The sequence below is a fragment of the Enterococcus sp. LJL90 genome, from assembly GCF_056924355.1.
On the sequence record NZ_JBXPBQ010000003.1, the window covers coordinates 30,356 to 52,375 of the forward strand.

Sequence of the window (22,020 nt, forward strand, 5' to 3'; positions counted from 1 at the left end):
TAAACTAATAATAGAAAAAAAGATAAACTTGTATAAACAGTAGGATTAAGTAACTGCTAATCTTAACTAGAATCGGGATTAAAAAAGGGGAAGTAGCAATGAATCAGATAAAACCAAAAAGTTTTGTATATCGCTTTAGCTGGGTAGCAATTTTACTGGCGGCTTTAAGTCTTATTTTCATAGGAGTAGCGGTAATTATGCAGGTTGTACCGATAGACTCAGATCATTTTAATCTGTCGGTTAATGGCGTTCGCCAGACCTATAATAGTGAGAATTTGCGCACTTTTCGGCTGATTTTTTTGGCAGCTTTTGGTGGTATCGGCGGCGTTTTGCTCTTGGTGGCGGTGATTCTTTTTGCCCGGTCAGCCCGCAAAAACCGCCGCATCGAAAACTTGCGAGCCACTGGTAAAAAAGTGCTGGCCGAGGTAGTCGATTATAATTTTTCTGGTGTGACGGTCAATAATCGGCGGGCGACCTATCTGATTTGTTCCTATCAGGCAAAAAGCGGCGAGCATCTAAATTTCAAAAGCCCTTTACTGCGGCGGGACCCCACTCCGTATTTACCAAATGGAGAGGTGATTGTCTATTATGATAAGACCAATTTGAAAAATTATTTTGTGGATATTGATGGCAGTATGGAAAAAGTGGTTGAGTTATAAAAGAGCTGTCTGAATTGCCACTTCAAAACTGGTGTCTTTAATTTTTTTAAGTGGTGATTTTTTTGATTTAAGTAGTAATTTAGCAAGATGGAAGTAGCTTCTACGTGAGTTATCAATTTACTTGTTGACAAATTTTTTACATTTAACCCAATAAACATAGTCGATTTCTTTACAGGAGAGCAGGTTTCCTGCTACCATTTAGCTAAATAAAATTTTTGAGGAGTGTTTGCATGAAGATTGCATTGATTGCCCATGATCGCAAAAAAGCCGCCATGGTTAAATTGGCGACCGCTTATGAACCGATTTTAGCTAAGCATGAATTGTTTGCAACGGGAACGACCGGCTTAAAAATCATGGAGGCAACAAAGCTAAAGGTCCATCGATTTAAATCGGGACCGCTGGGAGGCGACCAGCAAATTGGTGCTTTGATTTCAGAAGACTCAATGGATTTGGTGATATTTTTGCGGGACCCACTGGCTTCTCAGCCCCATGAGCCGGATGTCAATGCCTTGATTCGCTTGAGCGATGTCTATGAAATCCCTTTGGCCACCAATATCGGGACCGCCGAGGTTTTAATCCGCGGCTTGGCGGCAGGCTTTTTAGATTTTCGGGAATTAGTCAGCCATGAGACAGTGGAAATCTTAGCAGAAGAAATCTAACTTTAAAGGAGCAAATGAGATGGATGAACAACGAGTAGTGCCCTTTTTAACATTTAATGGGGAAGCGAAGGCCGCATTGGAGTTTTATGCGGCTAATTTGCCGGAAGCTGAGATTTTATTGGCGGAACCATATGGCACCGACAATCCTCATATGCCAGCAGCCGAAGGACAACGGATTATGTACGGACTGCTGTCACTCTTAGGACAGAAAATTATGTTTTTAGATATGGACAGCCAGAATCCAGCGCCGGCGTTTAATTGGTCCTCTTCTTTATACCTTGAGTGCCGCAGCGAAGCGGAGTTTGATTTAATCTTTGCTGCCTTGGCAAAAGAGGGCAGCATCATGATGGGACCAGAAGCAATTGGCGATATTCGCAAGTGTGCTTGGGTCGTTGATAAATTTGGCGTGACTTGGCAACCGGTTTGGCGATAAAAAAATAGTTTGCTGCTTAAAGAGGCAGCCCTTTTTCAGTGATGAATGTGGTCCTGAAAAAGGGTTTTTCTTTATGCAGCAAACTACTTTTGGATGATTTTTGTTAAGTTTTTAAAACCTTTAATAAATGATTAACCCGATAACGCCAGCTACACACATCAGTAAGATTGGATTGACTTTATATTTTTTTAAGGCGAAAAAGGCGATGCCAAAGAGAATAAGTGCCTTGAAATCAATATTAAGCCAAGGAATACTTGAAAGCTCAGAGCTGCCGTAAAAGGTCAGCAAAATAATCGTCAAGGCGGCTGAGGCAATCAGGCCAACGGAAGCAGCCTTCAATCCTTGGAAAATATTGCCGACTAAAACTGACTCTTGATGGCTTTGGAAAAATTGATATAAAGCCATTGAGATAATGACGCCGGCGGTAATGGCACCTAATGTAGCCACAAGCGCCCCAAGAACTCCTGCCAGCTGCATACCGACAAAGGTTGAGGTATTAACGGCTAAAGGTCCCGGAGTCATCTGGGAAATCGTGATAACATCGGTAAAGACCTTCTGGGTAATCCAGCCATTTTTTTCGACGACTTCCGCTTGTATTAGCGGAATAATGGCATATCCGCCGCCGATACTAAATAAACCAATTTTTAAAAAGTTCCAATACAGTTGCCAAATCATGCTTGCACTTCCTTTCTCCGGTTAAAGACGACTAGCAGACAGGAGAAGACTAAGATTAATGCGACATTGACTTGGAAAAAGGCATTGAGAATAAAGCTGCCGGCCACGATAATTAATAACAACAGGCTACGCTGACTGCGAATAGCCGTGACCATATCCACCACAACTTCTAAAATCAAAGCGGCGACGGCGGCCTGCATGCCGGTTAGTACGGCATTGACTGTTGGATTGGCAGCAAAGGCTTGATAAAATTGGGCAATCACGCCGATAATTACCAGCGGCGGTAAAATGCCGCAGACTAGAGTAATAACAAAGCCCGCCCAACCAGCTGCTTTTTTACCGGCTAAAACACATAGATTAATGGCAATCGCTCCGGGAGAGGATTGCGCTACGGCTGCCATTTCCACTAGATCGGCTTCAGTGAAGAAGCGCCCCACGTAATATTTACGAATCATCGGCACCACCACATAGCCGCCGCCAAAGGTAAAGGTGCTGATAATTAAATTAATGCGAATTAACCATAGATAATCTTTCAACGTTTTCATTTTTTCACCTCATCTAATCAGTATAAAGGTGTATTAATGATTAGTGAAATGATAAAATGCAGGAGAAGGCATGAATTATTTTCATGGGAAAGTGAGTGGCAATCAATTATGAATTATCGACAATGCGAAATATTTAGGGCAGTTGCCCGCCAAGAAAATTTCACCAAGGCGGCGAAGCAGCTTTTTATGACCCAATCTGCTGTTTCTCATGCGATGGGGGATTTAGAAAAAGAAGCCAACACCCAACTATTGGAGCGGCTGCATCGAGGAGTTCGTTTAACACCAGCAGGGGAAATATTTTTGCAGGAAATTCTGCCTATTTTGGAAAATTTTGAACGAGTGGAAAACCATCTGCCGCAGCTGGCCCAACAGCTGCCCCTGAGAATTGGCTCCTGTATGACCTATGCCAAAAGTGATTTATCACCTCTGATTCAACAGCTGCAGCAGGAAAATATCCGCTGCAAGGTAACCGTTGGACCGGCTGGGGAAATTGCGCAGCTGCTGGAGCAAGGTCAGATTGATATTGCTTTTTTAGAGGGGCAACGGACGCTGGAGGGCTATCAGCAAAAACCACTAGCCAGCTACCCCATCGGTTTTTATGCCAATCAGGATTTTATCGATGGCCATAAAGGAAAATATTCTTTTGCGGAAGTCTTGCAACAGCCGCTGTTATTAAGGGAGCGGGGCAGTGCTGTCCGTGAAGCGCTGGAGGCCAGTGTAACCCTGCGAAACTTTCAGCTGCGACCGGCGTGGGAAAGTAATGACTCAGAGGCGCTGATTGAAGCGGCCTTGCATGGTGTCGGCATCGCAGTGTTGCCGGAGGTTCTGATTGCCGCTGAATTGGCAACAGGAACTCTAATCCCTCTGCAAATCCCGCAAGTCAAACTAGAAAATCCGATAGCTGCTGCGATTCGTAGCAGCACAGAAATCCCGCAAATTCTAAATTTATGGCAGCAATTATAGAATTTACGGGAGTTAATAGTCGAAAATTTTTTTCTTGGCTTAACACCTAGTCTAACTAGGAAAGTTAATTTTAACGTAAGTCAACACAGAATCGTTTTAAGAAAATAAACCTGACGTTTACAAGTTCACCGCTAAGAAATTTCGCGAAGCCCTTTTTTTCGCAGCGTAGCTTGAAAGGATAAACAACAGGCTGCCAACTGCTAAAATTGGCAGCTGACGTAGTTGGTCAGCCCAAGCGATGGAATCCAGCCAAGGTAGCAGATGAGCTAGGCTTTCTCCGATAATAGCTACGATAGTGGCGGGGATAATTGCCAAAATAAAGCTTTTGCCAGCTTGATAGGCCGTTAAAAAAAAGAGCGGCAAAAACAACCAGTTAAAAACGGCAAAAATCAACAGACCAATCCCAAAAAAGGCCACATTAGCCTCGATTCCCACTGGATTGCCAATGCTTCTCAGATATAAGAGGCGGATAAAAGCAAAGGGGACCGTGAAGAGTAAAGCGAAAATTTCTGATGCAATTAAAATGGTAAATTTGCTGGTGACAACATCGACTTTTTTGATCGGCAACAGGGCAGTGTAATAAATATCGTGGGTTTCTCTGGCATACAGCAGATTGACAAAGTTGCCGATGCAGACAAAGAGAAACACCATGCTATACGGATAGCCGGGGACCAACACCAAGGCGCCCATCAAAGAGAAAACAAAGAGATTCGGGTGCCCGGCTAAGCGGATTTCTTTTTCCAATAAATTAAAAATCATAATGTTTACCCTCCATTCGGACCATAATTTCTTCTAAAGAGAGGTCGGCTTTAGTGGGCGCTTCCTTTAAGTATTGAAAGGAAGCGACAAATTCGGCTTTTTCGGCGGCTTGAATCAGCCGCCCCTCTTTTAAATAAACAATTCGATCAGCAGATTTTTCCAAATCAGAGGTAATATGGGTGGAAAAGAGTATTCCTCGGCTACCGTCGGCCGTTAATTGTTTAAAAATAGCCAATAAATCATCACGGGAGACCGGGTCAAGACCGCTTGTCGGCTCGTCAAAAATGAAAAGTTTTGCTTGATGGGACAAAGCCAAAGCAATATTGTATTTGACCTTCATGCCTGCGGAAAGCTCCTTGACCTTTTTTTCCGGATTCAAGCCAAACAGCTGCATGTATTTTTGATAGGTCGCTTCTTGCCAGTTGGGATAAAAACGCTTGGTGGTAGCTGTAATCACCTTAAGCTTTTTTTCTTGATAATAATCAACACCTCCAAGGACGACACCGGTTTGCTGTTTCCAAACAATTTCTTGGCTGAGCTGGTCTTTACCTAATAGCACAATGTTGCCTTGGTCAATGGGAATCAAATTTAAAATGGCCTTCAACAAGGTGGTCTTGCCGGCGCCGTTTGTACCAATCAAGCCAACGATACTGCCGGCAGCGATTTGCAGTGAAATATCCGCCAATGTAAAACTAGGGTATTTTTTAGTCACCTTTTCGACTGTTAAAAGTTCCATCGTTAGTCCTCCTTTTTAGCTAGCAGGGTTTCAAGGCTATGGCCGGTCCAGCGGAAAAAAGAATCGGCAGTTAAAATAGCAATGCCAGCTGTGGCGGGATTGCTATCTCCTAAGACGACTAAAGTATCGCCGCCTTTGATATTAAAGGTCTCACGGGCTTTTTTTGGTAGCACGATTTGGCCCCGGTTGCCGACAGTCACTGCGCCAAAGATATGTTTGTTCAAAGGGGCGATTGGCAGGCCCGCTTGATCGCTATCGTGGCGCACCAAATCATTTAATGAGACGGTGTATAAATCCGCCAAAGCCGCACAATTTAATAAATCTGGCAGGCTGTCGCCATTTTCCCACTTGGCAACCGCTTGGCGGGAAACACCAATTTTTTCAGCGACATATTCCTGGGACCACTGATTCTTTTGCCGCAGATAACGGAGGTTTGCGGCGATAATTTTTGTTTGATTATTCATACTTTTCACACCTTTCATACTTTGACTATACTTGAATTTTTAACAGTCGAACACCACCCGCTGTTAACAAAAAATGTCAGCTTTAGTTGCTTCTAGTTTACCAAAAATATCGCTAAGACAACATGCGACTATTTTATAGCAAAACGTCTTTGTTTGATTAAAAAAACAGCGCTAAAACTTTTTTGCTTGAAAGATGATTTTTCTACAATGTAAATAGGTGATGCTATTTTCAGTAGCGAGACGAAATTTCGGGAAATTTTTGAGTAGGCTGAGTTCAAAGTGCGTTAGTTTTCAAATGGACAAAACAGCGGGAGTATATTTAGAGCAGGAAAACGGACTTTTTGATACTATAGAGATATTACAATGAAAACAGGAGTATATTATGGAAAAAAATCGTTTAATGGCCTTCTTAGGGGGAAAGACTTCCTATTTTGTGATTGGCTTAGTGGCGCTGTCGGCACTAGCTGTCTTTTTACTGAACCAAATTTCCTATATTTTTAATCCCTTGGTGACAATTGTCTTAACTGTCATGCCACCGGTGATTTTTGCGGGAGTTTTGTACTATGTATTTAATCCCTTGGTCAGTCGGCTTTCAAAGAAAATATCCCGGACTTGGGCCGTCGCCATTGTCTTTTTATTGGCATTACTGATTCTCGGCTTAGCAGGTGTACAGGCGGTTCAAGTGATTAGTAGTCAAGCGCAGGAATTAGTTCAGCAGCTGCCGGATTTATTTGATAATTTTCAAGCGGAGATTGAAAGCTTCTTTGCTTCAACCCCCTTTGACAATCAAGTAACACAATTGGTGGATTCGATGGATAAAATTGTCACAGATGTCACAGGTTACGTGGCAGATAACTGGCAGGCGGGAGCTTCAAGTTTGGGCAATATTTTTTCCGCGGTTTCTTCCACCTTGGTGACCTTGTTCACGGGACCGATTATCGCCTTCTTTTTGCTGAAGGACCCACAGAAATTTTATCAAGCGGTTTTACGGATGATTCCGCCGGGCTTTCGTCCTGATTTTAAAAAATTGACCAGAATTGCCAATCAGCAGTTGGGGGATTATCTTAAAGGGCAAGTGATTGCTTCACTGGTTTTAGGTGTCATGTATTGGATTACTTTCCTATTAATCGGTTTGAATTATGCGACCGTCTTGGCGGTGGCGGCGGGAATTTTGTGTATCATTCCCTATGTTGGACCTTTTATCGCTTTCTTGCCAGGGTTATTTATCGCCTTTCAAGACAGCAGCTTTATGGTCATTAAATTTTTGATTGTCTGGTTTGCCGTCCAACTGCTCCACGGCGATTTAGTCGTGCCACGGGTGATGGGGGACCGGCTGAAAATTCATCCAATCACAATTCTAGTGGTGTTATTGGTGATGGGAGATCTTTTAGGCTTTGTCGGCGTGATTTTTGGTATCCCGATTTATACCTTGATTAAGCTAGTTGTCGTTTACCTCTTCAGCCGCTTTAAGCAGCGTTACAATCGTTTCTTTAAAGATAAAGGAACCTATGAAGATAGTGAATTTTCTGAAGAGGATTATTTAGAATAAGGGATCAGAAAGGTTGTCTATGGTTATTTTTGTTGTTGCTATTTTAGCAGTTGGTCTTTTAATTTGGTTTTATCGAGCGTTGCTAGAGCAATCCCAGGAGCCCAGCGGTTTATTAGGGAAATGGATGATGCGGTTATGGAATCGGGTTTATTTGCCGATGGTTGCTTGGAGTTTGCGGCAGGTGAGCGTATCAGCACCCCGGAAAATTTTAGATGTCGGCGTCGGTAACGGCGCCTCCAGTCATTATCTTACACAACTATTTCCAACAGCGGAGGTAGTGGGCATCGACATTTCTGAAACCGGCATCGCGCTGGCCCAAGAAGAATTTGCGGTTGCTGGTCTGACTTTTACAGTCGCCAATGTTGAAGCGTTACCTTATCCGGACAATCATTTTGATTTGATTACTGTCTATCAAAATCATTTTCATTGGGGAAATTTAGAGCAGGGCTTGTCAGAATTAGAGCGCTTAGTTACGCCATCAGGAAAAATTTTAATTTGTTGTGAGGCTACTAAGGTCAGCTATTACTTGAAGGAGCTCAGTAAAGGCGCAGCATTTGCAACCTATTTGGCAAAGCTCGGCTTAGCTTTGCAGCAGACTCAGCAGCATCGTGGCTGGGTCCTTTACGAAATAAGGAGAAAATAAATGACAGTCAAAGATTATTATCAGGAAATACAGCAGCCCTGGGGCGAATTATTTTACAAATTATTGTTTCAACAGTTGGAACAAAGCTTGCCTGCTGGCGGCCGGATTTTAGATTTTGGTTCAGGCTTCGGCAAAACGGCGGGCTTTTTAAGCCAAACTCATCAAGTAGTCGCCTACGAACCTAATGCTGAAATGCTGCCGCTGCGACTGGCCGCTGACCAATACCAACAGTTGACGGGTAGTTTTGCCGAATTTGAGTCAGCTATTAGTCAACAGGCAAAATTTGACGGAATTTTGCTGCATAATGTGCTGGAGTATGTGGCCTTTGAAGAGCGGCCCAAAGTTTTAGCTCTGCTGCAATCCCGCTTAAATCCGGGCGGAAAAATGTCTATCGTCAAGCACAATCGCAATGGAACAATTTTTGCTAAGGCGGTCCTGCAGGATGATCCAGCACTAGCTTTGTCAATTATTAACGGCGGTGCTTCCCGTTCCGCCAATTTTGGAACAGTGGCGGTCTATGAAGCGGAGTGGCTGGCAGAAGTATTACAGCCGTTAAACTTAGCGGAGCGTTTTGGCCTGCGAACTTTTTTTGGCTTGAGTCAAAATACCGAAGTCAAATATACAAAAGCATGGCAGGAAGCGATGTTTGACTTGGAGGAAAAAGCCAGCCAGCAGGCAGAATTTATTGCTGTTGCGATGTTTAATCACTTGATTTTCAGCTAAAAACAAAAGCACGGTAAACTTTTTTGCAAAAAACAATTGACAGGAAAGCGCTACCGTGCTATTCTAAATCCATAAAATAGAAACGTTTCCAAAAAAAGGTTTTAAAAGATTTTTATGAGGGAAAGTTGCAGCTATTATTTTTTTAAAACCAAAATGGAAACGTTTCTAAAACGAGGAGAGGGAGTCTGATGGAAAAAGCTCTGCCGATTGAAAAAGTTGATAAAAAAAAGGAAAAAGCCCAGAAACGGGAGAAAATCAAAAAACGCTTAAAGCGGGATAAGTGGTTGTATTTCTTAATGGTACCGGGAATTTTGCTGACGCTAGTCTTTAAATATTTTCCGATGTACGGCGCCTTAATCGCCTTTAAAAATTACAATCCATTATTGGGAATTTTAGGTAGTCCTTGGGTTGGGTTAGAACATTTTAGAGATTTTATATTTTCTCCGAATTTTACAAATTTATTAGGCAATACCTTGAAGCTAAGTGTTTATGGTTTGCTGTTAGGCTTTATCCCGCCAATCTTTTTGGCACTGGCTTTAAACCAAATCTTAAACAAGAAGCTTAAAAAGAAACTGCAATTAATTTTGTACGCACCGAATTTTATTTCGGTGGTGATTATTGTTGGGATGCTCTTCTTATTTCTTTCTGCTAACGGCCCGATTAACGGCCTAGTAGAAAAAATTACCGGACAGCCCATCATGTTCATGTCTAATCCAGCGTACTTCAGGACCATTTACATTTTGTCTGGTATTTGGCAGGGAATGGGTTGGTCATCCATTTTATATACGGCAACCTTAGCCGGTGTCAGCTCGGATTTATATGAGGCGGCCAATATTGATGGCGCGAATATTTTGCAAAAAATTCGCCATATCGATTTACCGGCCTTAAAGCCAGTGATGGTAATTAGTTTCATTTTAGCCGCGGGGAACATTATGAATATCGGCTATGAAAAAGCTTATCTGATGCAGACGTCCATGAATATTCCTACTTCGGAAATCATTTCAACTTATGTCTATAAAGTCGGGCTGCAATCTGGTGATTATGCCTATTCGGCGGCAGTTGGCTTGTTCAACATGATTATCAATGTGATTTTATTGCTGCTGGTTAATGGAATCGTCAAGAAACTGAATGAAGGCAAAGGCTTATAGGAGGAAACAAGATGAATATGCAGATGTATTCGCAATTTGATAAAAGAATTTTATGGGTTAACCGCATCATTATCTTTTTTCTGGTGACGATTACGATTTTACCCTTGGGCTACGTGGTGATTGCCTCCTTTATGGATCCGTCAACGTTAATCAGTCAGGGCATCAGCTTGAATCCAGCCGATTGGACAATTCAAGGCTATCAACGGGTGTTTGCCGATGATTCGATTATTCGTGGCTTTGTTAACTCGCTGTTTTATTCCTTTACCTACAGCGTTTTAACAGTTTTTATCACCATGATTACCGCCTATCCCTTATCGAAACCGGATTTATATGGACGCAAGATTTTGATGACCTTCTTTGTCATCACGATGTTTGTCGGCGGCGGCTTAGTACCGACTTATTTATTAATCAAAGACTTGGGTATGTTGAACTCTGTTTGGTCAATTATTATTCCGGGGGCTGTTAATGTGTGGAATATCATTATGGCCCGGACTTATTTTAGCGGTCTGCCAAAGGAATTGTCAGAAGCTGCGACAATTGATGGCGCTAATGAATTGCAGATTCTTTTTAAGGTGATGCTGCCGTTAGCCAAGCCAATTATGTTCGTCTTATTCCTATATGCCTTTGTCGGCCAATGGAATTCTTACTTTGATGCGATGATCTATTTGAAGGATCCCGATTTACAACCGTTGCAATTAGTCTTACGGAATATTTTAATTCAGAATCAACCGTCAACAGACATGGTTGGCGCTAACACAGCGATGGCTGAGATGAAACAAATTGCGGAGTTGATTAAGTATTCAACGATTGTCATTTCTAGCTTGCCGCTGATTGTGATGTATCCCTTCTTCCAAAAATATTTTGAAAAAGGTGTTTTAGTCGGCTCAGTTAAAGGATAAACTAAAAAATTTCTCAGGAGGATAAAATGAAAACAAAACCGATGATCTTCAGTGCATTATTAATTTCCAGTCTAGTCTTAGGCGCCTGTGGGGGTTCTGACAGCGCCACTTCAAGTCCAGATTATGAACTAACGGATGTGACTTTTCCTTTAGAAGAAAAAGTCACACTAAAAATGCTCTCACAAGGAGCGGCGTTGGCGCCGGATGATCCCAACGATAAATTAATTTTCCAACGAATTGAAGAGGATACAAATGTACATGTGGATTGGACAAATTACAATGCCGATTTCGTGGAAAAAAGAAATCTCGATATTGCCAGCGGAGAATTACCGGATGCCATCTTTAATGCCGGGGCTAGTGATTATGATTTACTCAGCTGGGCTGAAAGCGGCGTGATTGTGCCGGTGGAGGATTTGATTGACCAATACATGCCCAACTTGAAAAAGATTTTTGATGAAAATCCTGAATACCGCCAATTGTCAACCGCACCGGATGGCCATATTTATTCATTCCCTTGGATTGAAGAATTAGGAGAAGGCAAAGAGTCAATTCATACCGTCAATGATATGGCGTGGATTAATGTTGAATGGTTGGATAATTTAGGCTTGGCTATGCCGACGACGACGGATGAGCTGATGACGGTTTTAGAGGCCTTTAAAACGCAAGATCCTAATGGCAATGGTGAAGCCGATGAGATTCCCTTCAGCTTTATCAACGATGGTGGCAATGAAGATTTGAAATTCTTATTTGCGGCCTTTGGCGAAGGGGACAATGATGACCATCTAATTGTCGACAATGACGGCAACGCCCAATTTACCGCAGATAAAGAGGGTTATAAAGAAGCGATTAAGTATTTTAATGAAATGTATGACAAAGGCTTGATTGACGCAGAGGCCTTTGAGCAGGATTGGAATACGTATGTGGCAAAAGGTAAAGAGCACGAATACGGCGTTTACTTTAGCTGGGATAAAGCCAATATCTCAGGCGACAATGAGAGCTATGATGTCCTGCCAGTTTTAGCAGGACCTGATGGCACGAAACATGTTACAAGAACCAACGGGATTGGCTTCTCCCGTGACCGTTTTGTGATTACCAGTGCCAATCAGAATTTAGAATTAACCGCTAAATGGGTCGATAAAATGTATGAGCCTTTACAGTCTGTCCAAAATAACTGGGGCACTTACGGCGATGACACCCAGGCTAATATTTTTGAATTAAATGGCGATATGCTGACCCATTTGCCTTTAGACGGCGAAGCACCCGGGGAATTACGCCAAAGAACAGAAGCTGCTGGACCATTAGCAATTCTTGACAGCTACTACGGCACGGTGACTACGATGCCAGATGATGCTGCGTGGCGTTTAGATTTGATGCATGAAAACTATTTACCATATATTTCCAATGAAAATAATTATCCGAAAGTCTTTTTAGAAAAAGAAGAGACTGATCGTTTAGCCAAAATCGAAACGGATATGTGGGATTACATTTACCGCAAACGGGCAGAATGGATTACCAACGGCACTATCGATCAGGAATGGGACGAGTATTTAGCAGAATTAGAGCGGGTCGGCATTGACGAATGGCTAGAAATTAAACAAGCCGGCTACGACCGCTTTGTTGAGGGGACTGAAGCAAATTGATGAATTTAACAACGGCTGAAGATTTATTGCAGGAAGCCAATCGCTATGTGGCAAAAAATAAGGCGGGGGTCAACCCCCGCTATCGCCATCAATTTCATTTGATGGCTCCAATTGGTTGGATTAATGATCCGAACGGTGTGGTCTATTTTAAAGGCGAGTACCACGTTTTTTATCAACACAATCCCTTTGATTCTGCGTGGGGCCCGATGTTTTGGGGCCATGCCAAATCAAAGGACTTAATCCATTGGCAGGAGTTGCCCATCGCTTTGGCGCCGGATCAATGGTATGACCTTGACGGTTGTTTTTCCGGCAGCGCCATTGAAAAAGAGGGCAAGCTGTATCTGCTTTACACTGGTCATCGAGTGATTGACGGACAAACCTATCAACGCCAGTGTTTAGCCGTTTCTGATGACGGCATTCATTTTAGCAAATCAGCACAAAATCCGGTGATTGCCGAAGAACTCTTAGGCCAACATGGAGAAATAAAAGATTTTCGAGATCCGAAAGTTTTTCAAAAAGGGGATAAATATTATACGGTAGTAGCTAGTAAAACGCCGCAGGAAACGGGCCGAATTTTGCTATTCTCTTCAGATAATTTGACGGACTGGCAGTTTGTTTCAGTAGTTTTAGAAGGCACTCCAGAGCAGGGTATCATGTGGGAATGTCCCGACTTATTTCATTTAGATGGCTCAGATGTCTTAATCATTTCGCCAATTCAAATGCCGCAGGACGGTTTAGAATATCATAATATCAGTTCGACGGTGGCTTTTATCGGGGAGATGGATTGGCAGACAGGGAAATTCCAGACTGAAAATTACCACGAGATTGACCGGGGCTTTGACTTTTATGCCCCGCAAACTTTAGAAGATGATAAGAAACGGCGAATTATGATTGCTTGGATGCAGCTGTGGGATCGAGCAATTCCTAGTCACGATTTAGGACATGGCTGGTCAGGAGCGATGACTTTGCCGCGAGAATTAAAGGTTAAAAATCAGCGCTTAATCCAAAAGCCGATTTCTGAAATTTATGCCAATATCGAATATTTATATGGCGTTGAAAATTTGGTGGTGGCCGGCGAAGCCCTCCGCTTGAAAAAAATTATGGGGGATAATACTTATCTGCAGCTGGTCTGTGATTTATCTGCCAGCCAAGGATTTGTTTTAGAATTGGCAAAAAATCAAGAATCCGCCATTCGTCTCAGCTATGATAAAGGGAGCGAAATTCTAACTTTAAGTCGGGAAAACTTCGGCTATGAGCTTCTTGGTGCAGAAAAAGAGCCGCTGGTTAGCCGCAGTGTGCAGGTACCTTTAATCAATCAATGTCTGACGCTTGAAATTTTCCGGGATACTGCTAGTTTAGAAATTTTTGCCAATGCACTGGAAACTTTGACGATGACCTTTTATGAAAAGACAGCTGGTCAGGAGATGGCCTTTGAAGCAGAAGGCCAATTAACGATTCAGTCCCTTGAGATTGGTCGGGTGATTTAATGCTCTTAGGTGCAATCGAAGCTGGCGGGACGAAATTTGTTTTAGGTGTCGGCACTCCGGCAGGGGAAATTATCGCTAAAACCACCTTAAAAACAGAAAGTCCAGCTGTGCTTTTGCCGAAAATAAAAAGTTTTTTTACCGACTACGAGCTGGCTGCCGTTGGCGTCGGCAGCTTTGGTCCGCTGGATTTAAATCCCAGCTCAAAAAGCTATGGCTCTATCACTAATACGCCGAAATTGGCCTGGCAAAATTTTGATTTATTAGGCAGTTTAAAAAGCAGTTTAAATGTGCCGGTTTTTCTGACGACAGATGTGAATGCCTCTTGTCTGGGAGAGAAAACCTTTGGCGCATTTCAAGACTATACTAGTCTAGTGTATTTTACGATTGGCACAGGAGTGGGCGCTGGCGGTATCCAAGGAGAGCAATTTATTCAAGGTCTGTCCCATCCGGAAATGGGTCATATGCTGTTGCGGCAACATCCCGCTGATTTATATGCAGGAAATTGTCCCTTCCACCAAAATTGTTTGGAGGGCTTAGCCAGTGGTCCGGCGATTGCGGCTCGAGCTGGTCAAGCCGGTCATCTATTAGCAGAAGCTGACCAAACGTGGGAATTTGTCAGCGACTATCTAGCTCAGGCGGCCTTTAATGTGTCCTTGATTCTCAGTCCAGAGGTGATTATTTTTGGCGGTGGTGTGATGAAACAAGCGCAGCTGCTACCGAAAATCCGCCAAAAGCTGGCGCTGCTCAATCAAAATTATTTGAGCCTGCCAAATTTAGATGACTATCTGCAAACAGACAGCTTAGCTGATTTACAGGGCTTATTGGGCTGTATCGCTTTGGCACAACAGCAACTGTCGCCAACAAAAATGGCGAACCGCTAGTTTTTTTAAATTTTCCTCGTTATAATGAAGTGATTGGACTTTTGGAGGAAAATAATGAAGATTACGATGAAGGAAGTCGCAAAATTAGCCGGCGTTGGTGTCGGCACAGTCTCACGAGTTTTAAATAACGGCTCAGTCAAGGAGAGCACCCGCAAAAAAGTTGAAGCGGCGATGAAGGAATTAAACTACCAGCCGGATTTATATGCCCGCAGCTTTAAAACCAACCGCACCAACACGATTGCGCTAATTATTCCGACTGTCTGGCACCCCTTCTTTTCAGAATTTGCTTGGCATGTGGAGCATCAGTTAGAAAAAAATAATTACAAAGTATATCTCTGTAATTCAAGCGGCAATGCAGACAAGGAGCAAGAATATATTCAGATGGTCGTCCAAAATAAAGTTGACGGCATCATTGGCATCACCTATTCGGATATTGACCAATATATTTCCAGCAATCTGCCCTTTGTCAGTATTGACCGTTATTTTACCGAAGATGTTATCTATGTGACCGCCGATAATTCAGCTGGCGGCCGCTTGGCTGTTGATGAATTGCGAGCTCGTGGTTGTCAAAAGCTGGCCTATATCGGAGGCTATCAAGAAACCCCGAATGAAACCAAGAACCGCCGCAAGTATTTTGAAATTGAATGCCAACGTTTGCAACAAAGCTATGAAATTTTAGATATGCTAGAGCCTTTGACGGATTTAGCAGACCGTTTAAGCGAATTTTTAACGGCACATCCCGACATAGACGGTATCTTCACCATCAATGATTCGATGGCGTTAGATGTCCGACGGGTTTTAACAAAATTAGGTAGACGAGTGCCAGAAGATGTGCAGATTATCGGTTTTGATGGTCAGCGGGATCGTGAAGGTGAAAAATATCTAGTCTCTTCCATTGCCCAGCCGGTAGAGTTAATGGGGAAAACGGCCGTGGACTTAATTTTGCAGGTCATCAACAGACAAGACGTGCAACAACGGACCGTCTTGCCGGTGGCTTTTGTTGAAGGCGGCACAACGCAAAGCAAAGAATGAATGGCAACTTGAAGTCTCAGCTATAGGAGGCTTCAAGTTTTTTAGTGGAAATAAACACTTTTTGCAAATGTGTTTAAAAAAAATGACAGTCAAAATTGAATATGCTAGGCTTTTCTTAGATTAGAAAAATTATTATCTAAAGGAGAGTACAATGAAAAAATTAGCACGGGTTAGTATGTCCTACATGATTTTAGGGTTGGTGTTTGGTGTTTATTATCGGGAGTTTACCAAGTTCAATGATTTTACAGACAAGACACAATTGAGTGTGCTCCACACCCATACGTTGATTTTAGGGATGTTTTTCTTTTTAATCGTGTTGCTCTTGGAGAAAAATTTTCAACTCAGCCAACACAAAAATTTCAAAAAGTTTTTTATCATCTATAATATCGGCTTGGGTGTCACCTTGTTGATGCTGTTAGTTCACGGCACTTTGACTGTTCTAGGCTACGCTGATTCAGCGGCAATTTCTGGTATTGCCGGCTTGGGTCACATTATTATCACCATCGGGCTAGGCTTTTTCTTCAATGTTTTATTCGGCTCGATTAAAGAATAATTTATACCAAACAAATTGCATTTGACCTGTGCCCTGCTCAATCTTTGGCTTAGCAGTGGGGACAGTCTCAAATGCTTTTTTATTTGTCAAAAAATTTTTCAGTAAAAGTCGTTAAAAAAACAGACGCTCTTTTTTTAACAGCTGAAAAGAAATGTTGAAGCTGACTGAGAGGGTATTTTTGTTATCTTTAATTCTTTGTTATTGAGGACATGTTTAAAATCTATACCACTGTTATGAAGTAATTGCTGTCAATAAATTAACTTCTCAGAATTTGCTAACTAGGAGAAAATGTTTTTTTAAATTAGGCTAATAGCAGAATGGGAGGAGATTTTTTATGGCAAAACCAGATTTAAAGGACCCGAGAAAGTTATTTCACGATTGGCAATTTCCTGAACAAGAGCAAGAGACACCGGCCCTTCAAGATGAAATGAAGGTCAAACCAGATTGTGGCGAGGACAGCTATGTCGGCAGCCAAAAATTATTTGGTCGCCGAGTCTTAATTACCGGCGGCGACTCGGGGATCGGTCGGGCGGCGGCAATCGCCTACGCTAGAGAAGGTGCTGATGTTGCCATTCAATATCTGCCCGGAGAAGATGAAGATGCCAAGGAAGTTGCAGCGCTAATTGAAGCGGCTGGTCAAAAAAGCTTGCTGCTACCTTATGATTTACGGGATGAAGCCGCTCCGGCAGCCATGGTTGAAAAAACGGTGGCCGCTTTTGATGGTCTTGATACTTTAGTTTTAAATGCGGCTCAGCAAATTGCCCAGCCGAATGTTGCAGATTTACCGTTGGAACAAGTTAAAGATAGTTTTATGGTCAATATTATTTCGATGTTTGCGACGGTCAAAGCGGCGCTGCCTCATCTACCAGCCGGTAGTGCGATTGTTACGACGACCTCGGTCCAAGCCTATCAACCTAGCCCGCAATTATTGGATTATGCAGCAACCAAAGCTGCCATCGCCAACTACACCATGAACTTGGCGCAGTCTTTAGCGCCAAAAGGCATTCGCGTCAATGGAGTTGCCCCAGGCCCAATTTGGACACCATTGCAATTAGATGGCGGCCAGCTGCCGGATGCATTGCCAGAATTTGGACAAGAAGCCCTGTTGGAACGGGCTGGCCAACCCGCTGAATTGGCCCCAGTCTATGTTTTTCTAGCCTCGAATGATGCCAGCTATGTTACCGCCCAAATTTACGGCGTGACTGGCGGTACTCTAATTAATTAAAATTAAAAATAAAAATTTATCCTGCGCCCGTTGGCTAGTTTCTCAACGGCGCAGTTTTTTTGTCGAATAATAGTTTTGAAAAAATTTATTTTACGAAGGGTGGTTACGATTTCTTTCAGATAGCTGGTTAAATTTTGCTATACTGAAAAAAAGATTATTTTCCCCTTGACCTTCCAGTAACAGGAAGGCTTAAGCTAGGAATGTGGCAGTTAAAGAGGAGGAGCAAGATGTTAACCATCAGTCAATTTTCAAAAGCCGGGCGGATTACCGCCAAAACATTAAGGTATTACGATGAGATTGGGTTATTGTCGCCGCAGAAAGTTAATCCGGACAATGGCTATCGTTATTATGCGGTCACCCAATTAGCCGATGTTGCCTTAATCCAGCGTTTGAAAATTTATGACTGCAGTCTGGCGGAGATTCGAGGAGTACTCCTTGATGCAACGCAGCTGCCTGTACTGTTGACTGAGAAGGAAAAACAATTGCAGGAAAAAATGGCAAATTATCAGACCCTCCAACTACAACTGACCAAAGATTTGCAAACCTTAGCTGAAGGAGGAGACTTTATGTCTTACCAAAATGAAATTGAACTTGTAAATAGCCCCGCCATGAATTTATTCAGTCTGCGAAAAACGATGGATGTCAAAGATTTCGGGAATTTGCTGCAGGAATTATTTGAACAAATTGGTGCCACTGGAGTCACGCCAATTGGTGCCCCAATGGCTTTTTATCACAGCGATGAATACACGCCAGAAAATTACGATGTGGAATGGGCGGTACCGATTGCCGAAGCAACGAAAGCCACTCGCACTTTACCAGCTTATCAAGCTGCCCGGTTAATCTTTAAAGGCAATTATCAAGAGATGCCGTCAGTCTATGGAGCCTTGTCGCAATGGCTTGAAGAGCATAATTTTCAACTGATTGAAGCTCCTTTTGAGTTTTATCAAACTGACCCAAGTCAAGTCGCAGCTGATGAAAATCAAGTAGATGTCTATTTCCCGATTGGATTATTGGATGATTAAAAGTGAGTAAGCTAATTTGTGATGGTCAGGCTTTAGAAAATTTAAAGCCGATTTAACTGACAAGCAAATTCTTGTACCAAACTTTGTCCCTACAAAGCTGCTGTTATTGTGATAAAACAGCAGCTTTTTTGCTGAGCTGTGAGATTAGCCTTTTTTTGCAGCTGAAAGCCCGAATTATATTGCATTTTTTTGTGGTTCAGTGGTTGCGTAAGACAGAAAGTACCTATGCTCCTACAAGTTAGGAGGTTCTCATAGCAAATTGAAAATGATTAACTGTTCCTACTGGATGTTTTCGTTAAATCGCAAGGTTCAGCGCGATTTAAACTAGTTGTGCAGCCGTTTTTTAACTGTTGACAGGTGAGCCAAGTGGAAATTTTCTTCATTTTTTTATTTTCTTTGATATTTACTGAAGTTGAGTGAGCACGTTTTACTTGCTAAGACAATCAAAAAATTATGGTCTGAGACAAACGGATTAGCAGTCACAATTGCTGTCAGAAATTGTTTTTTGTGCTACGATCATCTGGCAGTTGGAAAATATCTAAAGAAAGTCAGGAAATAAAATGAAAAAACTAGCCAGATGGCAAAAAGTTCTGCTTGGTGCTTTATTGGCGATTGTCTTAGTCTTTGCCGGGGGCTTTTTGTACCTCGAAAAAAGTACCTACAGTGCCTCAACGGCAGCTGTGAATGCGGAGCAAGTGAGCCAAGAATCAAAGGATTATTATTATTTTTCCGCACCGGAGAAAAGTAACATCAACTTAATTTTCTATCAAGGAGCACTGGTGGAGGCGGATAGCTACAGTATCTGGGCCGAGCAGGTGGCCCAAGCCGGCTACAATGTGTACCTTTTGAAACTCCCCTTGAATCTCGCTGTTCTGGGAGAAAACGCAGCTGAAAAAATTATCGAAGAAAATCCCGCCGACACATATATTTTAGCGGGACATTCCTTAGGTGGTGTGATGGCGAGCCGTTTTACTGCCAACCACTTGGATCAAGTAGCGGGTATGATTTATTTGGCCAGCTACCCTGATGAAAAGGGGAGCTTAGCTACGAGTGATTTGCCGGTCCTTTCTTTGACCGCAAGTGATGATGGTGTCCTAGACTGGGATAATTATGAAGCGGCAAAGGAATATCTGCCAAGTGATACCAATTACCAATCAATTGTTGGCGGCAATCATGCCGGCTTTGGCAGTTACGGTGAACAAAAAGGGGACAATCCAGCGGAAATGTCCAATGGCGAGCAACAAATTGAAGTGGCGACGATGCTGATTCAATGGCTGCAGGAAAACTTTCCGCGAAATAATCGCTAAAAAATGTGAATAGAAAAAATCCCGCAAACATTTTCAAGTTTGGGGGATTTTTTTCGTCTTTTTAATCAAGAAGTGCTATGCTTTTGGTGATGAATTATATAGAAAAAGGAAGTTATGATAATGGAATTTATCGGAGTCTTATGTCTTATTTTATTAGCAACTACCATCGCCTCCCATTTTTCGCAAAAAATTGGCATCCCGGCAGTCGTCGGGCAGCTGCTGATTGGCGTAATCTTAGGGGAAGGGGTTCTCAATTGGTTGCATCCGGATACCTTGATTCATGAATTTTCAGAAATCGGCGTCATTTTGCTGATGTTTATTGCTGGCATGGAAAGTAATCTGAGCCAGCTAAAAAAATATTTGAGACCGGCTTTGCTCGTTGCTTCTTTTGGCATCCTGTTGCCGCTTTTCTTGGGCTTTGGTACAGGACAAGCGCTGGCGATTTCCACTACCGAAGCAATCTTTTTTGGAATTATTTTGACCGCTACCTCCGTCAGTATTTCGGTGGAGGTGCTAAAGGAATTGAAGGCCTTAGATACTAAAGAAGGTTCAACAATTTTAGGAGCGGCAGTAATTGATGATATTTTGACGGTGCTATTGGTCAGCTTCAGCTTTACTTTTTTAGCACCTGACAACAGCCGCAATTCTCCATCAATTCTTTTGATTGTGTTAGAAGATTTACTGTATTTTCTATTGATTTACTGTTTAGTCAAATGGTTGGCACCTTATCTAATGAACCTCAGCCGCAAAGTGTATGCACCGGCGGCCGTTATTATCGTGTCGTTGGTCATTTGTCTTTCGATGGCTTACTTGGCGGATTTAGTCGGACTTAGCTCAGTGATTGGGGCCTTTTTTGCCGGCGTTGCCATCAGTCAAACCAAAGATAAAACAGAGGTCCACCGCAATGTGGAGGCCCTTGGATATGCTGTTTTTATTCCCGTCTTTTTTGTTAGCATCGGTCTGAGCGTTTCCTTCGGACAATTAAAAAGCCAAATTGTTCTAGTCGTGGCCTTTGTTTTGGTGGCAATTGCCGCTAAAATGATTGGCGGCTTTATCGGCTCCAAGCTTTCGGGTTTTTCTAATAACAGCAGCTGGATGATTGGCGCAGGAATGGTTTCACGAGGGGAAATGGCCTTAATCATTTTACAATTAGGGACAGATGCCGGCGTAGTTGCCAGTGATTACTATTCCTCACTGGTCTTAATTATTCTAGTGACAACCCTCGTTTCACCGTTGATTTTGAAATATTTTACAAATCGCACGTATGCCAAGTCCGCACCTAATCAATAAACAGCACTTTTGAAGAAAAAAAGTCTTTAGGGTATGCTTAATTTAGGTCAAATAGTCAAACAGGAGGGACAGAAAATGAAAATATTTATCGTAGGGGCAGCCGGTCGGGTAGCTGAAGAATTGATTGCCGATTTGATTGCAGACGGCCATGAAGTATTAGCTGGGGCTAGAAGCCCTGAAAAAATTAAAACGGGCGCTAAAATCACCCCCGTCCATTTTGATTTACACTGGGAAGTCGCCGAAATGGCCGCAGCTTTAGCGGATGCCGAAGTCGTTTATTTTGTCGCCGGCTCTCGGGGCCAAGATTTACTACAAACGGATTTATTCGGCGCAGTCAAATTAATGCAGGCAGCCGAAAAACAAGGCATCAAACGCTATATCCAATTGAGCTCAACGTATTCCATGGAACCGGAAAAATGGCGGGGCACTGGTCTAGAAAAAATCATGAACTATAATATCGCCAAAATGTTCGCTGACCATTGGCTTGTCGATAACACCCAGCTGGACTACACAATTTTACAGCCGGGCAGTCTAGAAGAAACTACCGCAACAGGCAAAATTTCCGTAAACAGCGGAGCGATGGGCCCCAATCCAATCCCCGATGTCGCTAAAACTTTAGCAGAATTATTGAAATATCCTAATACGATTAAAAAGGTTATTTCCATGATGGGCGGATCAGATGAGATTGATGAGGCGTTGAAATCTGTGTAGCTTTTGGCTGAGTAAAA

General features: G+C 42.7%; 24 protein-coding genes. 19 read left to right on the forward strand and 5 right to left on the reverse strand.

Annotated features, from left to right (window positions below; all coding sequences use genetic code 11):
- The first annotated feature begins 98 nt into the window (after positions 1-98).
- The 3 genes from AC1Z3S_RS08390 to AC1Z3S_RS08400 all read left to right on the forward strand — a co-directional run bounded on the left by AC1Z3S_RS08390 (position 99) and on the right by AC1Z3S_RS08400 (position 1,751).
- Complete coding sequence (locus AC1Z3S_RS08390) at positions 99-659, forward strand: hypothetical protein (protein WP_461739993.1); 561 nt, start codon at positions 99-101, stop codon at positions 657-659.
- Between the two features lie 230 nt (positions 660-889).
- Entirely contained in the window at positions 890-1,318 is a 429-nt protein-coding gene (gene mgsA, locus AC1Z3S_RS08395) for a methylglyoxal synthase (RefSeq protein WP_265457837.1), read from the forward strand.
- A gap of 19 nt (positions 1,319-1,337) precedes the next feature.
- Positions 1,338-1,751, forward strand: coding sequence for a VOC family protein (locus AC1Z3S_RS08400; protein WP_461739994.1), 414 nt, complete (start codon positions 1,338-1,340; stop codon positions 1,749-1,751).
- A 120-nt stretch (positions 1,752-1,871) separates the two neighbouring features.
- On the opposite strand, the gene AC1Z3S_RS08405 is transcribed toward AC1Z3S_RS08400, so the two are convergent.
- Together AC1Z3S_RS08405 and AC1Z3S_RS08410 are read right to left on the reverse strand one after the other, a co-directional pair.
- Complete coding sequence (locus AC1Z3S_RS08405) at positions 1,872-2,426, reverse strand: chromate transporter (RefSeq protein WP_461739995.1); 555 nt, start codon at positions 2,424-2,426, stop codon at positions 1,872-1,874.
- The gene (locus tag AC1Z3S_RS08410; RefSeq protein WP_461738444.1) at positions 2,423-2,971 is read right to left on the reverse strand and encodes a chromate transporter; all 549 of its coding nucleotides are present in this window, start codon (positions 2,969-2,971) and stop codon (positions 2,423-2,425) included. Before AC1Z3S_RS08410 ends, AC1Z3S_RS08405 begins: the two co-directional genes overlap by 4 nt.
- Positions 2,972-3,079: 108 nt before the next feature.
- On the opposite strand from AC1Z3S_RS08410, the gene AC1Z3S_RS08415 reads away from it, so the two are divergent.
- Entirely contained in the window at positions 3,080-3,934 is an 855-nt protein-coding gene (locus AC1Z3S_RS08415; protein WP_461739996.1) for a LysR family transcriptional regulator, read from the forward strand.
- Positions 3,935-4,051: 117 nt separating this feature from the next.
- Here the strand turns inward: AC1Z3S_RS08415 and AC1Z3S_RS08420 are convergent, their stop codons facing one another.
- The 3 genes from AC1Z3S_RS08420 to AC1Z3S_RS08430 are packed head-to-tail and all read right to left on the reverse strand — an operon-like array spanning position 4,052 to position 5,893.
- Positions 4,052-4,693, reverse strand: a complete 642-nt coding sequence (locus tag AC1Z3S_RS08420; RefSeq protein WP_461739997.1) for an ABC-2 transporter permease — start codon at positions 4,691-4,693, stop codon at positions 4,052-4,054.
- Complete coding sequence (locus AC1Z3S_RS08425; protein WP_461739998.1) at positions 4,683-5,429, reverse strand: ABC transporter ATP-binding protein; 747 nt, start codon at positions 5,427-5,429, stop codon at positions 4,683-4,685. The genes AC1Z3S_RS08420 and AC1Z3S_RS08425 overlap by 11 nt, the downstream gene beginning before the upstream one ends.
- A gap of 2 nt (positions 5,430-5,431) precedes the next feature.
- Positions 5,432-5,893, reverse strand: a complete 462-nt coding sequence (locus AC1Z3S_RS08430) for a helix-turn-helix domain-containing protein (RefSeq protein WP_461739999.1) — start codon at positions 5,891-5,893, stop codon at positions 5,432-5,434.
- Between the two features lie 382 nt (positions 5,894-6,275).
- Between AC1Z3S_RS08430 and AC1Z3S_RS08435 the strand changes: the two genes are divergently transcribed.
- From AC1Z3S_RS08435 to AC1Z3S_RS08505, 15 genes are all read left to right on the forward strand, one after another.
- Positions 6,276-7,442, forward strand: a complete 1,167-nt coding sequence (locus AC1Z3S_RS08435) for an AI-2E family transporter (RefSeq protein ID WP_461740000.1) — start codon at positions 6,276-6,278, stop codon at positions 7,440-7,442.
- A gap of 19 nt (positions 7,443-7,461) precedes the next feature.
- Positions 7,462-8,085, forward strand: coding sequence for a class I SAM-dependent methyltransferase (locus tag AC1Z3S_RS08440; RefSeq protein ID WP_461740001.1), 624 nt, complete (start codon positions 7,462-7,464; stop codon positions 8,083-8,085).
- The gene (locus tag AC1Z3S_RS08445) at positions 8,086-8,808 is read left to right on the forward strand and encodes a class I SAM-dependent methyltransferase (RefSeq protein ID WP_461740002.1); all 723 of its coding nucleotides are present in this window, start codon (positions 8,086-8,088) and stop codon (positions 8,806-8,808) included. It begins immediately after the preceding gene.
- Between the two features lie 188 nt (positions 8,809-8,996).
- Positions 8,997-9,956 (forward strand): ABC transporter permease, encoded by a 960-nt coding sequence (locus tag AC1Z3S_RS08450; protein WP_461738260.1) that lies wholly within the window; start codon positions 8,997-8,999, stop codon positions 9,954-9,956.
- An 11-nt stretch (positions 9,957-9,967) separates the two neighbouring features.
- Positions 9,968-10,855: a carbohydrate ABC transporter permease gene (locus AC1Z3S_RS08455; protein ID WP_461738259.1), complete on the forward strand. Its 888-nt coding sequence runs from the start codon at positions 9,968-9,970 to the stop codon at positions 10,853-10,855.
- A 26-nt stretch (positions 10,856-10,881) separates the two neighbouring features.
- Complete coding sequence (locus tag AC1Z3S_RS08460; RefSeq protein WP_461740003.1) at positions 10,882-12,495, forward strand: ABC transporter substrate-binding protein; 1,614 nt, start codon at positions 10,882-10,884, stop codon at positions 12,493-12,495.
- Complete coding sequence (locus AC1Z3S_RS08465) at positions 12,495-13,982, forward strand: glycoside hydrolase family 32 protein (protein WP_461740004.1); 1,488 nt, start codon at positions 12,495-12,497, stop codon at positions 13,980-13,982. The genes AC1Z3S_RS08460 and AC1Z3S_RS08465 overlap by 1 nt, the downstream gene beginning before the upstream one ends.
- A complete protein-coding gene (locus tag AC1Z3S_RS08470) occupies positions 13,982-14,863 on the forward strand; it encodes an ROK family protein (RefSeq protein ID WP_461740005.1) in 882 nt (293 codons plus the stop codon). Before AC1Z3S_RS08465 ends, AC1Z3S_RS08470 begins: the two co-directional genes overlap by 1 nt.
- 54 nt (positions 14,864-14,917) lie before the next feature.
- On the forward strand, positions 14,918-15,895 hold the full coding sequence (locus AC1Z3S_RS08475; protein ID WP_461740006.1) for a LacI family DNA-binding transcriptional regulator: 978 nt from the start codon (positions 14,918-14,920) through the stop codon (positions 15,893-15,895).
- Positions 15,896-16,046: 151 nt separating this feature from the next.
- A complete protein-coding gene (locus AC1Z3S_RS08480) occupies positions 16,047-16,448 on the forward strand; it encodes a DUF2871 domain-containing protein (protein WP_461740007.1) in 402 nt (133 codons plus the stop codon).
- A 334-nt stretch (positions 16,449-16,782) separates the two neighbouring features.
- Positions 16,783-17,673: an SDR family oxidoreductase gene (locus AC1Z3S_RS08485; protein ID WP_461740008.1), complete on the forward strand. Its 891-nt coding sequence runs from the start codon at positions 16,783-16,785 to the stop codon at positions 17,671-17,673.
- Between the two features lie 227 nt (positions 17,674-17,900).
- Positions 17,901-18,695: a MerR family transcriptional regulator gene (locus AC1Z3S_RS08490; protein ID WP_461740009.1), complete on the forward strand. Its 795-nt coding sequence runs from the start codon at positions 17,901-17,903 to the stop codon at positions 18,693-18,695.
- A gap of 560 nt (positions 18,696-19,255) precedes the next feature.
- Complete coding sequence (locus AC1Z3S_RS08495; protein WP_461740010.1) at positions 19,256-20,002, forward strand: alpha/beta hydrolase; 747 nt, start codon at positions 19,256-19,258, stop codon at positions 20,000-20,002.
- A 120-nt stretch (positions 20,003-20,122) separates the two neighbouring features.
- Positions 20,123-21,292: a cation:proton antiporter gene (locus tag AC1Z3S_RS08500; RefSeq protein ID WP_461740011.1), complete on the forward strand. Its 1,170-nt coding sequence runs from the start codon at positions 20,123-20,125 to the stop codon at positions 21,290-21,292.
- 75 nt (positions 21,293-21,367) lie between these two features.
- Positions 21,368-22,003 carry an NAD(P)H-binding protein gene (locus AC1Z3S_RS08505; RefSeq protein ID WP_461740012.1) on the forward strand — a complete coding sequence of 212 codons (636 nt, stop codon included), beginning with the start codon at positions 21,368-21,370 and terminating at the stop codon, positions 22,001-22,003.
- Positions 22,004-22,020: the final 17 nt, after the last annotated feature.

What these genes read in the sequence shown, in the direction of transcription:
- AC1Z3S_RS08390 (WP_461739993.1), top strand. Translation starts at nt 99, where the DNA reads ATGAATCAGATAAAACCAAAAAGTTTTGTATATCGCTTTAGCTGGGTA.
- mgsA (WP_265457837.1), top strand. Translation starts at nt 890, where the DNA reads ATGAAGATTGCATTGATTGCCCATGATCGCAAAAAAGCCGCCATGGTT.
- AC1Z3S_RS08400 (WP_461739994.1), top strand. Translation starts at nt 1,338, where the DNA reads ATGGATGAACAACGAGTAGTGCCCTTTTTAACATTTAATGGGGAAGCG.
- AC1Z3S_RS08405 (WP_461739995.1), bottom strand. Translation starts at nt 2,426, where the DNA reads ATGATTTGGCAACTGTATTGGAACTTTTTAAAAATTGGTTTATTTAGT.
- AC1Z3S_RS08410 (WP_461738444.1), bottom strand. Translation starts at nt 2,971, where the DNA reads ATGAAAACGTTGAAAGATTATCTATGGTTAATTCGCATTAATTTAATT.
- AC1Z3S_RS08415 (WP_461739996.1), top strand. Translation starts at nt 3,080, where the DNA reads ATGAATTATCGACAATGCGAAATATTTAGGGCAGTTGCCCGCCAAGAA.
- AC1Z3S_RS08420 (WP_461739997.1), bottom strand. Translation starts at nt 4,693, where the DNA reads ATGATTTTTAATTTATTGGAAAAAGAAATCCGCTTAGCCGGGCACCCG.
- AC1Z3S_RS08425 (WP_461739998.1), bottom strand. Translation starts at nt 5,429, where the DNA reads ATGGAACTTTTAACAGTCGAAAAGGTGACTAAAAAATACCCTAGTTTT.
- AC1Z3S_RS08430 (WP_461739999.1), bottom strand. Translation starts at nt 5,893, where the DNA reads ATGAATAATCAAACAAAAATTATCGCCGCAAACCTCCGTTATCTGCGG.
- AC1Z3S_RS08435 (WP_461740000.1), top strand. Translation starts at nt 6,276, where the DNA reads ATGGAAAAAAATCGTTTAATGGCCTTCTTAGGGGGAAAGACTTCCTAT.
- AC1Z3S_RS08440 (WP_461740001.1), top strand. Translation starts at nt 7,462, where the DNA reads ATGGTTATTTTTGTTGTTGCTATTTTAGCAGTTGGTCTTTTAATTTGG.
- AC1Z3S_RS08445 (WP_461740002.1), top strand. Translation starts at nt 8,086, where the DNA reads ATGACAGTCAAAGATTATTATCAGGAAATACAGCAGCCCTGGGGCGAA.
- AC1Z3S_RS08450 (WP_461738260.1), top strand. Translation starts at nt 8,997, where the DNA reads ATGGAAAAAGCTCTGCCGATTGAAAAAGTTGATAAAAAAAAGGAAAAA.
- AC1Z3S_RS08455 (WP_461738259.1), top strand. Translation starts at nt 9,968, where the DNA reads ATGAATATGCAGATGTATTCGCAATTTGATAAAAGAATTTTATGGGTT.
- AC1Z3S_RS08460 (WP_461740003.1), top strand. Translation starts at nt 10,882, where the DNA reads ATGAAAACAAAACCGATGATCTTCAGTGCATTATTAATTTCCAGTCTA.
- AC1Z3S_RS08465 (WP_461740004.1), top strand. Translation starts at nt 12,495, where the DNA reads ATGAATTTAACAACGGCTGAAGATTTATTGCAGGAAGCCAATCGCTAT.
- AC1Z3S_RS08470 (WP_461740005.1), top strand. Translation starts at nt 13,982, where the DNA reads ATGCTCTTAGGTGCAATCGAAGCTGGCGGGACGAAATTTGTTTTAGGT.
- AC1Z3S_RS08475 (WP_461740006.1), top strand. Translation starts at nt 14,918, where the DNA reads ATGAAGATTACGATGAAGGAAGTCGCAAAATTAGCCGGCGTTGGTGTC.
- AC1Z3S_RS08480 (WP_461740007.1), top strand. Translation starts at nt 16,047, where the DNA reads ATGAAAAAATTAGCACGGGTTAGTATGTCCTACATGATTTTAGGGTTG.
- AC1Z3S_RS08485 (WP_461740008.1), top strand. Translation starts at nt 16,783, where the DNA reads ATGGCAAAACCAGATTTAAAGGACCCGAGAAAGTTATTTCACGATTGG.
- AC1Z3S_RS08490 (WP_461740009.1), top strand. Translation starts at nt 17,901, where the DNA reads ATGTTAACCATCAGTCAATTTTCAAAAGCCGGGCGGATTACCGCCAAA.
- AC1Z3S_RS08495 (WP_461740010.1), top strand. Translation starts at nt 19,256, where the DNA reads ATGAAAAAACTAGCCAGATGGCAAAAAGTTCTGCTTGGTGCTTTATTG.
- AC1Z3S_RS08500 (WP_461740011.1), top strand. Translation starts at nt 20,123, where the DNA reads ATGGAATTTATCGGAGTCTTATGTCTTATTTTATTAGCAACTACCATC.
- AC1Z3S_RS08505 (WP_461740012.1), top strand. Translation starts at nt 21,368, where the DNA reads ATGAAAATATTTATCGTAGGGGCAGCCGGTCGGGTAGCTGAAGAATTG.